The organism is Bacillus sp. 1780r2a1 (genome assembly GCA_024134725.1).
GTDB lineage: Bacteria > Bacillota > Bacilli > Bacillales > Bacillaceae_H > Priestia > Priestia aryabhattai_A.
Genome location: CP099863.1, coordinates 237,818 through 252,850, shown reverse-complemented (window position 1 = coordinate 252,850; position 15,033 = coordinate 237,818). Strand labels below are relative to the sequence as shown.

Below are 15,033 nucleotides of genomic sequence, written 5' to 3'. Positions count from 1 at the left end.
TTGGTTTGATTAAAGAAAAGTTTCACTTTTCCTCAGCTATTACTGTTATCTAGTTTTCAAAGAACAATCGCACTCAAAATTCTTCTTATTAGATAAGAAGAAAGTGATGTACTTTCTATTAATGAGAGATTGAACTCTCAAAACTGAACAAAGCTTCAAAACGTACGTCTTGTAAAAATCCTTAGAAAGGAGGTGATCCAGCCGCACCTTCCGATACGGCTACCTTGTTACGACTTCACCCCAATCATCTGTCCCACCTTAGGCGGCTGGCTCCATAAAGGTTACCCCACCGACTTCGGGTGTTACAAACTCTCGTGGTGTGACGGGCGGTGTGTACAAGGCCCGGGAACGTATTCACCGCGGCATGCTGATCCGCGATTACTAGCGATTCCAGCTTCATGTAGGCGAGTTGCAGCCTACAATCCGAACTGAGAATGGTTTTATGGGATTGGCTTGACCTCGCGGTCTTGCAGCCCTTTGTACCATCCATTGTAGCACGTGTGTAGCCCAGGTCATAAGGGGCATGATGATTTGACGTCATCCCCACCTTCCTCCGGTTTGTCACCGGCAGTCACCTTAGAGTGCCCAACTTAATGCTGGCAACTAAGATCAAGGGTTGCGCTCGTTGCGGGACTTAACCCAACATCTCACGACACGAGCTGACGACAACCATGCACCACCTGTCACTCTGTCCCCCGAAGGGGAACGCTCTATCTCTAGAGTTGTCAGAGGATGTCAAGACCTGGTAAGGTTCTTCGCGTTGCTTCGAATTAAACCACATGCTCCACCGCTTGTGCGGGCCCCCGTCAATTCCTTTGAGTTTCAGTCTTGCGACCGTACTCCCCAGGCGGAGTGCTTAATGCGTTAGCTGCAGCACTAAAGGGCGGAAACCCTCTAACACTTAGCACTCATCGTTTACGGCGTGGACTACCAGGGTATCTAATCCTGTTTGCTCCCCACGCTTTCGCGCCTCAGCGTCAGTTACAGACCAAAAAGCCGCCTTCGCCACTGGTGTTCCTCCACATCTCTACGCATTTCACCGCTACACGTGGAATTCCGCTTTTCTCTTCTGCACTCAAGTTCCCCAGTTTCCAATGACCCTCCACGGTTGAGCCGTGGGCTTTCACATCAGACTTAAGAAACCGCCTGCGCGCGCTTTACGCCCAATAATTCCGGATAACGCTTGCCACCTACGTATTACCGCGGCTGCTGGCACGTAGTTAGCCGTGGCTTTCTGGTTAGGTACCGTCAAGGTACAAGCAGTTACTCTTGTACTTGTTCTTCCCTAACAACAGAGTTTTACGACCCGAAAGCCTTCATCACTCACGCGGCGTTGCTCCGTCAGACTTTCGTCCATTGCGGAAGATTCCCTACTGCTGCCTCCCGTAGGAGTCTGGGCCGTGTCTCAGTCCCAGTGTGGCCGATCACCCTCTCAGGTCGGCTATGCATCGTTGCCTTGGTGAGCCGTTACCTCACCAACTAGCTAATGCACCGCGGGCCCATCTGTAAGTGATAGCCGAAACCATCTTTCAATTTTCTCTTATGCAAGAGAAAATGTTATCCGGTATTAGCTCCGGTTTCCCGGAGTTATCCCAGTCTTACAGGCAGGTTGCCCACGTGTTACTCACCCGTCCGCCGCTAACGTCATAGAAGCAAGCTTCTAATCAGTTCGCTCGACTTGCATGTATTAGGCACGCCGCCAGCGTTCATCCTGAGCCAGGATCAAACTCTCCGAAGAAATGTTTGACTTGCTCATAAAAGTTTTAAAAAATTAACGTTGACGTTTGTCGCTTTGTTCAGTTTTCAAAGTTCAACCGCCGCTCTTAAGCGACTTTATTATCATACCAAGTTTTTTACTTGATGTCAAATACTTTTTGAAAGAAAAAGAGAAATCTTTTTCAGCCTGGCAACGTCCTACTCTCACAGGGACAAAGTCCCAACTACCATCGGCGCTAGAGAACTTAACTTCCGTGTTCGGCATGGGAACGGGTGTGACCTCTCTGCTATCGCCACCAGACATGAATTGAGATTATTCTCTCAAAACTAGATAACATTTTGCTGAGTACTTCGTGTACTATCATTTTGGTTAAGTCCTCGATCGATTAGTATCAGTCAGCTACACACGTCGCCGTGCTTCCACCTCTGACCTATCAACCTGATCATCTTTCAGGGATCTTACTAGCTTGCGCTATGGGAAATCTCATCTTGAGGGGGGCTTCATGCTTAGATGCTTTCAGCACTTATCCCGTCCACACATAGCTACCCAGCGATGCCTTTGGCAAGACAACTGGTACACCAGCGGTGTGTCCATCCCGGTCCTCTCGTACTAAGGACAGCTCCTCTCAAATTTCCTACGCCCACGACGGATAGGGACCGAACTGTCTCACGACGTTCTGAACCCAGCTCGCGTACCGCTTTAATGGGCGAACAGCCCAACCCTTGGGACCGACTACAGCCCCAGGATGCGATGAGCCGACATCGAGGTGCCAAACCTCCCCGTCGATGTGGACTCTTGGGGGAGATAAGCCTGTTATCCCCGGGGTAGCTTTTATCCGTTGAGCGATGGCCCTTCCATGCGGAACCACCGGATCACTAAGCCCGACTTTCGTCCCTGCTCGACTTGTAGGTCTCGCAGTCAAGCTCCCTTGTGCCTTTACACTCTACGAATGATTTCCAACCATTCTGAGGGAACCTTTGGGCGCCTCCGTTACTCTTTAGGAGGCGACCGCCCCAGTCAAACTGCCCACCTGACACTGTCTCCCAGCCCGATCAGGGCTGCGGGTTAGAATTTCAATACAACCAGGGTAGTATCCCACCGACGCCTCCACCGAAGCTAGCGCTCCGGCTTCTCAGGCTCCTACCTATCCTGTACAAGCTGTACCAAAATTCAATATCAGGCTACAGTAAAGCTCCACGGGGTCTTTCCGTCCTGTCGCGGGTAACCTGCATCTTCACAGGTACTATAATTTCACCGAGTCTCTCGTTGAGACAGTGCCCAGATCGTTACGCCTTTCGTGCGGGTCGGAACTTACCCGACAAGGAATTTCGCTACCTTAGGACCGTTATAGTTACGGCCGCCGTTTACTGGGGCTTCGATTCAGAGCTTCTCCCAAAGGATAACCCCTCCTCTTAACCTTCCAGCACCGGGCAGGCGTCAGCCCCTATACTTCGCCTTGCGGCTTCGCAGAGACCTGTGTTTTTGCTAAACAGTCGCCTGGGCCTATTCACTGCGGCTCTCTCGGGCTATACACCCTACCAGAGCACCCCTTCTCCCGAAGTTACGGGGTCATTTTGCCGAGTTCCTTAACGAGAGTTCTCTCGATCACCTTAGGATTCTCTCCTCGCCTACCTGTGTCGGTTTGCGGTACGGGCACCTCCCGCCTCGCTAGAGGCTTTTCTTGGCAGTGTGGAATCAGGAACTTCGGTACTATATTTCCCTCGTCATCACAGCTCAGCCTTATGATGAGCGGATTTGCCTACTCATCAGCCTAACTGCTTGAACGCGCATATCCAGCAGCGCGCTTACCCTATCCTCCTGCGTCCCCCCATTACTCAAACGGCGGGGAGGTGGTACAGGAATATCAACCTGTTGGCCATCGCCTACGCTTTTCAGCCTCGGCTTAGGTCCCGACTAACCCTGAGCGGACGAGCCTTCCTCAGGAAACCTTAGGCATTCGGTGGACAAGATTCTCACTTGTCTTTCGCTACTCATACCGGCATTCTCACTTCTAAGCGCTCCACCAGTCCTTACGGTCTAGCTTCGCAGCACTTAGAACGCTCTCCTACCACTGACATCAAAGATGTCAATCCACAGCTTCGGTGATACGTTTAGCCCCGGTACATTTTCGGCGCAGAGTCACTCGACCAGTGAGCTATTACGCACTCTTTAAATGGTGGCTGCTTCTAAGCCAACATCCTGGTTGTCTAAGCAACTCCACATCCTTTTCCACTTAACGTATACTTGGGGACCTTAGCTGGTGGTCTGGGCTGTTTCCCTTTTGACTACGGATCTTATCACTCGCAGTCTGACTCCCACGGATAAGTCTTTGGCATTCGGAGTTTGACTGAATTCGGTAACCCGTTGGGGGCCCCTAGTCCAATCAGTGCTCTACCTCCAAGACTCTCACTACGTGAGGCTAGCCCTAAAGCTATTTCGGAGAGAACCAGCTATCTCCAGGTTCGATTGGAATTTCTCCGCTACCCACACCTCATCCCCGCACTTTTCAACGTGCGTGGGTTCGGGCCTCCATTCAGTGTTACCTGAACTTCACCCTGGACATGGGTAGATCACCTGGTTTCGGGTCTACAACCACATACTAAACGCCCTATTCAGACTCGCTTTCGCTACGGCTCCGTCTCTTCAACTTAACCTTGCATGGGATCGTAACTCGCCGGTTCATTCTACAAAAGGCACGCCATCACCCATTAACGGGCTCTGACTACTTGTAGGCACACGGTTTCAGGATCTCTTTCACTCCCCTTCCGGGGTGCTTTTCACCTTTCCCTCACGGTACTGGTTCACTATCGGTCACTAGGGAGTATTTAGCCTTGGGAGATGGTCCTCCCAGCTTCCGACGGAATTTCACGTGTTCCGCCGTACTCAGGATCCACTCAAGAGGGAACGAAGTTTCAACTACAGGGTTGTTACCTTCTTTGACGGGCCTTTCCAGACCTCTTCATTTACCTCGTTCCTTTGTAACTCCGTATAGAGTGTCCTACAACCCCAAGAGGCAAGCCTCTTGGTTTGGGCTAATTCCGTTTCGCTCGCCGCTACTCAGGAAATCGCATTTGCTTTCTCTTCCTCCGGGTACTTAGATGTTTCAGTTCCCCGGGTCTGCCTTCAATATCCTATGTATTCAGATAAAGATACTGCTCCATTACGAACAGTGGGTTTCCCCATTCGGAAATCTCCGGATCAAAGCTTACTTACAGCTCCCCGAAGCATATCGGTGTTAGTCCCGTCCTTCATCGGCTCCTAGTGCCAAGGCATTCACCGTGCGCCCTTTCTAACTTAACCATTAGCGAATAAATGGTGCAACTTGCGTTGCGTTATTTATTGGTTTGATTAAAGAAAAGTTTCACTTTTCCTCAGCTATTACTGTTATCTAGTTTTCAAAGAACAATCGCACTCAAAATTCTTCTTATTAGATAAGAAGAAAGTGATGTACTTTCTATTAATGAGAGATTGAACTCTCAAAACTGAACAAAGCTTCAAAACGTACGTCTTGTAAAAATCCTTAGAAAGGAGGTGATCCAGCCGCACCTTCCGATACGGCTACCTTGTTACGACTTCACCCCAATCATCTGTCCCACCTTAGGCGGCTGGCTCCATAAAGGTTACCCCACCGACTTCGGGTGTTACAAACTCTCGTGGTGTGACGGGCGGTGTGTACAAGGCCCGGGAACGTATTCACCGCGGCATGCTGATCCGCGATTACTAGCGATTCCAGCTTCATGTAGGCGAGTTGCAGCCTACAATCCGAACTGAGAATGGTTTTATGGGATTGGCTTGACCTCGCGGTCTTGCAGCCCTTTGTACCATCCATTGTAGCACGTGTGTAGCCCAGGTCATAAGGGGCATGATGATTTGACGTCATCCCCACCTTCCTCCGGTTTGTCACCGGCAGTCACCTTAGAGTGCCCAACTTAATGCTGGCAACTAAGATCAAGGGTTGCGCTCGTTGCGGGACTTAACCCAACATCTCACGACACGAGCTGACGACAACCATGCACCACCTGTCACTCTGTCCCCCGAAGGGGAACGCTCTATCTCTAGAGTTGTCAGAGGATGTCAAGACCTGGTAAGGTTCTTCGCGTTGCTTCGAATTAAACCACATGCTCCACCGCTTGTGCGGGCCCCCGTCAATTCCTTTGAGTTTCAGTCTTGCGACCGTACTCCCCAGGCGGAGTGCTTAATGCGTTAGCTGCAGCACTAAAGGGCGGAAACCCTCTAACACTTAGCACTCATCGTTTACGGCGTGGACTACCAGGGTATCTAATCCTGTTTGCTCCCCACGCTTTCGCGCCTCAGCGTCAGTTACAGACCAAAAAGCCGCCTTCGCCACTGGTGTTCCTCCACATCTCTACGCATTTCACCGCTACACGTGGAATTCCGCTTTTCTCTTCTGCACTCAAGTTCCCCAGTTTCCAATGACCCTCCACGGTTGAGCCGTGGGCTTTCACATCAGACTTAAGAAACCGCCTGCGCGCGCTTTACGCCCAATAATTCCGGATAACGCTTGCCACCTACGTATTACCGCGGCTGCTGGCACGTAGTTAGCCGTGGCTTTCTGGTTAGGTACCGTCAAGGTACAAGCAGTTACTCTTGTACTTGTTCTTCCCTAACAACAGAGTTTTACGACCCGAAAGCCTTCATCACTCACGCGGCGTTGCTCCGTCAGACTTTCGTCCATTGCGGAAGATTCCCTACTGCTGCCTCCCGTAGGAGTCTGGGCCGTGTCTCAGTCCCAGTGTGGCCGATCACCCTCTCAGGTCGGCTATGCATCGTTGCCTTGGTGAGCCGTTACCTCACCAACTAGCTAATGCACCGCGGGCCCATCTGTAAGTGATAGCCGAAACCATCTTTCAATTTTCTCTTATGCAAGAGAAAATGTTATCCGGTATTAGCTCCGGTTTCCCGGAGTTATCCCAGTCTTACAGGCAGGTTGCCCACGTGTTACTCACCCGTCCGCCGCTAACGTCATAGAAGCAAGCTTCTAATCAGTTCGCTCGACTTGCATGTATTAGGCACGCCGCCAGCGTTCATCCTGAGCCAGGATCAAACTCTCCGAAGAAATGTTTGACTTGCTCATAAAAGTTTTAAAAAATTAACGTTGACGTTTGTCGCTTTGTTCAGTTTTCAAAGTTCATTTTCTCTTGAAACAACTTTACTAATATATCATTTCGAGTTATGAAAGTCAACAACTTTTTTAAACTCTTTTTTCACACTTTCAAGTTTTTCTCAATCGCTCGTTGGCGACATATAATAATTTACCATGATAATTATAAAGAGTCAATTGTTTTTTCAAAAAAACTTTTACTTTTTTAAAAAGCTTTTATTTACTCAATTTTAAACACTTAAATCTCTAAGTGTTGTGCATTTATTTTATAACTGTTATTCCACAAAAGTCCAGTAACCTGCTCAAAATAAAAAGGCAGCTAAAGAAGCCGCCTTTTTCTACTTTCTACTATTCTATTATTGTTTTACTTTGCTAAGAAGATAAAATACAGGACAAAGATTACGAATAGCCCATACATAATTGGATGAATTTCTTTTCTTCTCCCTTTACAAATCATCGTAATTGGATAAAAGATAAAGCCAATTGCAATACCTGTAGCAATACTATAAGTTAGTGGCATCATTATGATTGTTAAGAAAGCCGGTACCGCTACTTCAAATTGATCCCATTTAATCTTTCCTAAACTTGCCACCATTAGTGCACCTACAATAATAAGTGCTGGTGCCGTTACTGCTGAAGTTACTACAGAAAGCAGTGGTGAGAAGAAAATAGCAATCAAAAAGAAAAACGCCGTTATAACTGAAGTAAATCCTGATCGCCCACCGGCTGCAACACCCGCTGTTGATTCAACATACGATGTTGTTGTAGATGTCCCTAATACAGCCCCTGCTACTGTTGCTGTAGAGTCTGCTAAAAGCGCTCTTCCTGCACGAGGTAATTTATTATCTTTCATCAGCCCTGCTTGAGTCGCAACAGCAACCAATGTACCCGCTGTATCAAAAAAGTCTACAAATAAGAAAGTCAAGATAACAACTAGCATCTGAAGCGTAAAAACATCTCCAAAGTTTGCAAAGGCTGCACCGAAAGTTGGAGCTAAGCTTGGAGCCGGTCCTACAACACTTGTTGGTAAATCAACTAATCCTACAATCATACCAGCGATAGCTGTAATAACCATCCCTATAAAGATTCCAGCATTAACACGTAAAACCATTAAGATAACTGTTACAATAACACCAAAAATAGCAAGTAATGTACTACCATTTGTTAAATCACCTAAACCGACTAATAAATCTGGATCATCCACAATAATATTCGCATTTTGCAATCCGACAAACGTAATGAAAAGACCGATTCCTGCACCAACTGCTAGTTTTAACTCTGCTGGAATAGCATTAATGATCGTTTCACGTATACCAGATAAAGATAATAAGATAAAAATCAATCCTGATACCATTACACCAGATAAAGCCGTTTGCCATGGAATGCCCATTGTTAACACAACATTATAAGCAAAGAAAGCATTCAATCCCATCCCCGGCGCAAGCGCAATCGGATATTTAGCAATTACCCCCATAATTAGTGAACCAAGTGCTGCGGCTAAAGCAGTAGCTGTGAATACCGCTCCTTGGTCCATACGCATACTATCCGGTAAATCTGGTACGCTGCTCAATGATAGCATCGCTGGATTAACGAATAAGATATAAGCCATAGATAAAAACGTTGTTAATCCTGCAATGGTTTCCCTTTTGTAATTTGTTCCTAACTCATCAAAACGAAAGTACTTCTTCATACTTGTTCCTCCCCACCATTGGAAGTCGCTGTCTCATGGGTAATATAAAAAACGCCTTATACAATTAATGTTGTAAAGGCGTTAACTACGTAAATATATACGGAATGATACTATCTACTCTTCTCTTTTTATATAAATAGATAGAAATTACGTGTATATACAGAGTTGCTCGTAGTCAAGCCATTTACGGTAGCTCGGTAGAAACTTTCGGGCCATATCCCCAAGATTATACGACATTTCTTAATATGTTTAGTTCTTTTATGCTAGTATATTACCACTCATCAACGAATTAAGTCAACAAAAAACGAACATTCTTATAATAAGAATGTTCGTTTGTTCGGTTTCTTTACATATTATTCCCATTCGATTGTTGCAGGTGGCTTACTTGTAATGTCATACACTACGCGATTAATATGCTTAACTTCGTTTACGATACGAACTGAGATCTTCTCAAGCACATCCCATGGAATACGAGCCCAATCAGAAGTCATACCATCGATTGAAGTTACGGCACGAATACCAATTGTGTAGTCATACGTACGAGCATCTCCCATTACACCAACACTGCGGATATCAGGAAGGACTGTGAAGTACTGCCAGATATCACGCTCTAAACCTGATTTTGCAATTTCGTCACGTAAAATGTAATCAGATTCTCGAACAATCTCAAGCTTTTCTTCTGTTACTTCACCAAGTACACGAATTCCTAACCCTGGACCTGGGAATGGTTGGCGCCATACGATATTGTCAGGAATACCTAACTCAGTACCTAATGCACGCACTTCATCTTTAAATAGTGTATTTAAAGGTTCAATTAACTCAAACTCCATATCTTCAGGTAATCCACCTACGTTATGGTGAGATTTAATTGTTTGAGCAGTCGCTGTACCACTCTCAATAATATCTGTGTATAGTGTACCTTGAGCTAAAAATTCAAAGCCTTGTAGCTTAGCTGCCTCATCGTCAAATACATAGATGAATTCGTTTCCGATAATTTTACGCTTTTGCTCTGGATCAGATACACCTTTTAATTTGTTTAAGAAACGATCTTTAGCATCAATTTTAATAACGTTCATATTAAATCCTTCGCTGAACGTTTCCATTACGCTGTCCGCTTCACCTTTACGCAATAAACCGTGATCCACAAACATACAAGTTAATTGATCACCGATTGCTTTATGAATTAGTACGGCTACTACAGAAGAATCTACGCCGCCACTTAACGCACATAATACCTTTTTATCTCCAACAACTTGTCGAATTTTTTCTAATTCAACTTCAATAAAGTTTTCGATAGACCAGTTAGCTTCAGCATGACAAACTTCAAATACAAAATTCTTTAAAAGGTCGTTTCCATATACTGAATGGCGAACTTCTGGATGGAATTGAACTCCGTACATATTTTTATCTTTATTGCTCATACCAGCAATCGGGCAAGATGCACTTGTTGCATCCACTTCAAATCCAGGTGGTGTTTCTACAACTAAGTCTCCATGGCTCATCCATACCACTTGCTCTTTCGGTAGCTCATGGTACATTAATGAATCATTTTGTACGTGAATCGATGCTTTACCATACTCACGATGATCTGCACCTGCTACTTTACCGCCAAAATGATGAGTCATAAGCTGCATACCGTAACAGATACCCAGTACAGGAATTCCTAATTCGAAAATATTTTCGTCACAGTGAAATGCATTTTCACCATACACACTATTTGGACCACCAGAGAAAATAATCCCTTTAGGATTTAACGCTTTAATTTCTTCTGCCGTAATTGTGTGTGGATGTAATTCACTATATACACCAAACTCACGAATACGACGCGTAATGAGTTGGTTATACTGACTTCCAAAATCTAATACAACAATCATGCCTTCCATCTCGTTCACCTCTCCGAATGTGTAAATAATCACTTGCTATTATGCCCCAAAATATAAAAAAAACCAGACTTTCCCCTTTGATATAAAGGCAGAAAGTCTAGTTGAACACAAAGCTATGATCAAAAAGAATATCCTGCCTTCATAGTCAGGCCATTTAAGGTGACCCGGTAGAGACTCTCGAACCATATTATCGAGGATATATGAAGGTATACGTAACACTATAGTAAGTTCGTGAATATTCTATCAATCAAGCTGGAAATGGTCAAGAACCTGTCTTTTTAATTAAATTTTCCCACAATTCTATTGCCTGGTTCCAAGCTTCTACGGATGACTGCTGCTTATAAAACACTCTCTCATACTTTTTCGTTAATTCACTCATATCATTTGTATGAAGCTGTTGATCTACTCGTAAAGCAAAATCTCTCAGCGTTTCATGTGAATCTCTTTTTAAACCTTTTCTTGCTAACATACTTATTAAGAAGAAATAGGCTTTTTCAAACGTTTTTTCATCAGAACGTTTGCGATAGTATGGAATCATTACACGTGTCAACCACTTATAGCGAGTTAGATACAATAAGAAAATTATAATAAGAGGTAGAAGCAAGAGCCACCATAAAGAAATTGCAGTAGCTGAAGACTCTACTTTCTCATTATTTTCAGTTTGCTTTTCTTCAGGTTTCTGCTCTTCTTTTACGGGCTCTTGTACTTCTGGTTCAGTAGCTTCCTCTACTTCTCTCTCTTCGTTATCTTGATTCCCTTCTTCCCTTTGAGGTTCATCAAACTCATAAGGGCTTGAAAAAGTCTTAGTAGGCTCAAACGGAACCCAACCTGTCCCTGGGAAATAAACCTCCACCCATGAATGCGCATTGTTTTGCGTCACTTGGTATACAGGCGTTTCTGCACCAGCGCTAATTTGTTCGCCTTCCGTATATCCTTTCACCCAGCGCGCTGGAATATCAAGCGTTCTAAGCAGTACAACCATAGATGAAGAAAAGTTATCACAGTACCCTCTAAGCGTCTCAAACAGGAATTGATCCACATAGTCTTCTCCTTCATCAGGAATAGATACATCACTTGTATCATATACAAAGCCATTAGCTTGAAAGTATTTCTCTACTGCTTTTACCTTATCATAACGAGTAGATTCCTCTGCTGTAATTTCTTGAGCAAGCTGTCCAACTCGATTAGGTAATGATTCTGGTAACTGAGTGTATCTCGACTGAAATGAAGACTTTTGCTCGATAGAACTTCCGTTACGATCACTACTTTGCAGCTGTTCAATATTAAAAGTAGGATATGCATACGTCATTTCATATGATTGTGCTTCGGTAACGCGACCTTGATTGTAAGGAAACAACTTTTCATTGGCTGGCGTAATTTGCGGTTGCAATTCATCATTAAGAGAAATACTCTTCAATTCAGGAACATGCATTAAATGAATAGTAGGTTGCTCAAACGTAATAGACGCGGTGTATAATTCTTTTTCCACACTTGCGCCGTATTGAGGAAGTACATTTTCATTTCCTTCTAACGGTCGACTCGCATCATTATAAGACGTTTCCCAGCCTTTTCCTGTATAGACGTCTTTTGTTTCAATTCGCCAATAATGTTCTTTCTCTGTTTGAGCTGTAAATACAATCGTATCGTCTGCAGTAAAAGCACCGCCTAGCTCAGAATCATCAGTATCGTAACCAATCCGCTGATTATTTGATGCCCCTTCACCACTGTTTTGTGTGTAAGCTGTTAAGAACGGAACAGGGTCAGGCCATTTAGGAGCTGATTTCGGCGCAATATAAGCAATACTAACCGCTATAACTAGCACACCTAATAGCAAAAAGAAAGACCTCACTCTATTTTCAACGTGGGAAAGCTTTTGTTTTTTTCCTCCATCTATGTTCAATCGCAAAAAGCCTAGTAGTAAAAAACCTATAGCTACAACTCGAACAATAGCAAACGTAGCGTCATACTCAGAAAATGTATCAAGCACTGTAACGTAAACAATTGTTAATAAAAAGAAGAAAAAGATCTTTTGCTGATAAAAAATCCAGTAGCGGATTAAGTAAGCCATAATCCATAGCAAGATAAAAAACAAACATGTTCTCATCTCAACTGATAAGTTGGGGATTTGCCAGCCGATAATACGGCCTATATCTATTGAAATTTGGTTAACGAATGCACTGAACCACTCTGCTGATAAAAAGGGCATTTGATAATAAATTCGATTAACAGCATACAAGACAAACGCGACGTTTATAACCATTACAATAAAAAAAGATGTCTGCAACATCAGCAAGAGAAAGTTAATGCTAACAAAAAAGATAAAAGACTGAATTTCTCCTGTATCCGTCACAACACTAAGAGGGTGTAGCCATTCAATCAATAATAAAAACGCGCCGACATAAAGTAATATGCTGCGAATGTTTAGAGACTTCATTATCTATTCACCTCCCGGACACTATAAGAATTCGGAAATTGAATAAAATGGACATCCCACCTTGGAATGTTTATATAGCCTTGCATGTCTTGTTTGTTTTGTATAACAAAGAGCGTTACTTTGGTTTGCGGACTTACTTTAGCCTTAACCTCTCGAATTAATTCACTTGTCACCGAACTTGAAATAACGGTAACTGCATGAGATAAACCTTTTGGAATCGTTAACTTTCCGTTTCGTATGGGCTGGACTCTAGCGAAATAAGCAAGCCAACTTCTGGTATGCTGGGCTCCTCCATGCAATTCCTTTAGACGACTACTGCTTCCGCCGTGGATAAATGACGCTTTCTTATGTTGATTTAAATACGATAGAATCATAGAAGCCATGAAGCCAGTCCGCTCCTCAAAATCTGTAGGATCAACGCCATCAAAAATAAGAACCTCTTCTAAATCACTCATCTTCTCAAACTCTTTTGATATAAGCGTTCCTTTTCGTGCAGTTGCTTTCCAATCAATAGTAGACAGGCGGTCTCCGTGTTCATACTCACGCACACCGGTAGCAAGCATCGTGTTTTCAGCAATTGCACGCTTAAGAAAATGATTTTCTCCCTCACTCCATTGGGAAGATGTAGGTTTCACCTGTATTAAATGAGGATACATAATGAGCTGGTTTCTCGTCACAAAAACCTGCTGTCGATGAACAATGCCTAATAAATCACTCATTTCAATTGAGATTCCAGCAAGGCTATACTCCCCTCTCTCTAAAGAGGGTATTTCAAACTCAATTACAATTTCCTTTTTCCACAGTGGGTATACTGCCTTTCGCAAAGATAAATTAGCTTCTTTACATATATCTTCAACCCAAAGGTTATATAAAGGAAAAAATGATTTTCGTTTAATATGAACCTCATAATAAACCGATTCCTTTGCTTCATACTGCGTACGCGTCATCACTCGTTCTACTTGCCAACTTTTCATAGGATAGAACGCAATCACAATTCCATATAAACCAAAGGGTAGAAAGCTATAAAATAAAAACCAGCTTACAAATCCTCCTTGAAACATCGCATACGCAAAAGTCGATACTAATAAGATTGCTAATAAAAAAAAGCTTATGACTGGTTGCCTTTTAACACGTAGTTTAGCCATATAGCTTTTATCCTTTCACAGGTACAGGCGTACGCTTTATAATATTCTCGATAACGGAGTCTTCCGTTAACCCTTCATATCTCGTCTCAGGTTGTAACATAATGCGGTGTGCGAACGCATGTTTCATTAAGTGTTGAACATCATCTGGAATACAATAGTCTCTACCTTCAAGTAAAGCATACGCTTGAACTGCTTTCATTAACGCTACAGAACCACGTGGACTTACGCCAAGGCTAATGGATTCATGCGTCCTCGTTTGGGTAACCAAATCGACGATATAATTTTTAATAACATCATCTACGTAAACATCCTTCACCATTTGCTGCATCTTACGCAGTTCTTCCACATTCATAACAGGCTGGACATCATTTATCGTTCGCTTTTGCTCAACCCCATTTAGAATAGCTAGCTCTTCTTGTTTCGTTGGGTATCCCATATTTAATTTAAATAAGAAACGGTCAAGCTGCGCTTCTGGTAATTGATACGTTCCTTCAAAATCAATTGGGTTTTGCGTAGCCATTACAAAAAATGGAGATGGTAACTCTCTTGTTAATCCGTCTATAGTAACGTGCTGTTCAGCCATGGCTTCCAATAATGCTGCTTGTGTTTTTGGTGAACTACGGTTGATTTCATCTGCTAATACAATATTCGTTAAAATTGGTCCTGGTTTAAAGTGGAACTCCATATCCTTCGGGCTATACACCGACATACCGGTTACGTCTGACGGCAACAAGTCTGGTGTGAATTGAATCCTCTTAAAATCAGCATTGATTGCCTTAGCCAGCGCTTTGACAAACATCGTTTTCCCTACTCCGGGTACATCTTCTAATAGAACATGCCCTTGTGCAAGAAGCGCAACAACACTAAGCCTAGCCACTTCTCGCTTTCCTATAACCACTTCGTCAATTGTATCTAAAAGCTGTTGAAGCTGAGTCTGCACCTTTTCTGCTGGTATCATGAAAGTCCTCCCTTAATGAATGTATACATACAAATTTGTCACAAATATAGTACTATTCTAGCAAATCAAGTAGTTTACTTAAAA

General features: G+C 43.7%; 5 protein-coding genes, 4 rRNA genes and 2 riboswitches. All 9 genes read right to left on the bottom strand.

Features of this window, described 5'->3' with window-relative positions:
• Positions 1 to 185 precede the first annotated feature (185 nt).
• Positions 186 to 1,738: ribosomal RNA gene (locus tag NIZ91_01440) — 16S ribosomal RNA — on the bottom strand.
• Positions 1,739 to 1,901: 163 nt separating this feature from the next.
• Positions 1,902 to 2,017, bottom strand: a 5S ribosomal RNA gene (gene rrf, locus NIZ91_01435).
• Positions 2,018 to 2,082: 65 nt separating this feature from the next.
• Positions 2,083 to 5,017, bottom strand: a 23S ribosomal RNA gene (locus NIZ91_01430).
• A 224-nt stretch (positions 5,018 to 5,241) separates the two neighbouring features.
• Positions 5,242 to 6,794 (bottom strand): 16S ribosomal RNA (locus NIZ91_01425).
• The 16S, 23S and 5S rRNA genes sit together here, the layout of an rRNA operon.
• 409 nt (positions 6,795 to 7,203) lie before the next feature.
• Positions 7,204 to 8,529: an NCS2 family permease gene (locus NIZ91_01420; protein USY55385.1), complete on the bottom strand. Its 1,326-nt coding sequence runs from the start codon at positions 8,527 to 8,529 to the stop codon at positions 7,204 to 7,206.
• 152 nt (positions 8,530 to 8,681) lie between these two features.
• Positions 8,682 to 8,783: riboswitch (purine riboswitch) on the bottom strand.
• 99 nt (positions 8,784 to 8,882) lie between these two features.
• The gene (guaA, locus tag NIZ91_01415) at positions 8,883 to 10,412 is read right to left on the bottom strand and encodes a glutamine-hydrolyzing GMP synthase (protein ID USY57061.1); all 1,530 of its coding nucleotides are present in this window, start codon (positions 10,410 to 10,412) and stop codon (positions 8,883 to 8,885) included.
• Between the two features lie 122 nt (positions 10,413 to 10,534).
• Positions 10,535 to 10,636: riboswitch (purine riboswitch) on the bottom strand.
• Between the two features lie 38 nt (positions 10,637 to 10,674).
• Positions 10,675 to 12,846 (bottom strand): transglutaminaseTgpA domain-containing protein, encoded by a 2,172-nt coding sequence (locus tag NIZ91_01410; protein USY55384.1) that lies wholly within the window; start codon positions 12,844 to 12,846, stop codon positions 10,675 to 10,677.
• Positions 12,846 to 13,991 carry a DUF58 domain-containing protein gene (locus tag NIZ91_01405; protein ID USY55383.1) on the bottom strand — a complete coding sequence of 382 codons (1,146 nt, stop codon included), beginning with the start codon at positions 13,989 to 13,991 and terminating at the stop codon, positions 12,846 to 12,848. The genes NIZ91_01410 and NIZ91_01405 overlap by 1 nt, the downstream gene beginning before the upstream one ends.
• A 7-nt stretch (positions 13,992 to 13,998) precedes the next feature.
• A complete protein-coding gene (locus tag NIZ91_01400; protein ID USY55382.1) occupies positions 13,999 to 14,949 on the bottom strand; it encodes a MoxR family ATPase in 951 nt (316 codons plus the stop codon).
• Positions 14,950 to 15,033 lie beyond the last annotated feature (84 nt).

Coding starts and splice junctions, on each gene's coding strand:
- NIZ91_01420 (USY55385.1), bottom strand. CDS start 8,529: ATGAAGAAGTACTTTCGTTTTGATGAGTTAGGAACAAATTACAAAAGG.
- guaA (USY57061.1), bottom strand. CDS start 10,412: ATGGAAGGCATGATTGTTGTATTAGATTTTGGAAGTCAGTATAACCAA.
- NIZ91_01410 (USY55384.1), bottom strand. CDS start 12,846: ATGAAGTCTCTAAACATTCGCAGCATATTACTTTATGTCGGCGCGTTT.
- NIZ91_01405 (USY55383.1), bottom strand. CDS start 13,991: ATGGCTAAACTACGTGTTAAAAGGCAACCAGTCATAAGCTTTTTTTTA.
- NIZ91_01400 (USY55382.1), bottom strand. CDS start 14,949: ATGATACCAGCAGAAAAGGTGCAGACTCAGCTTCAACAGCTTTTAGAT.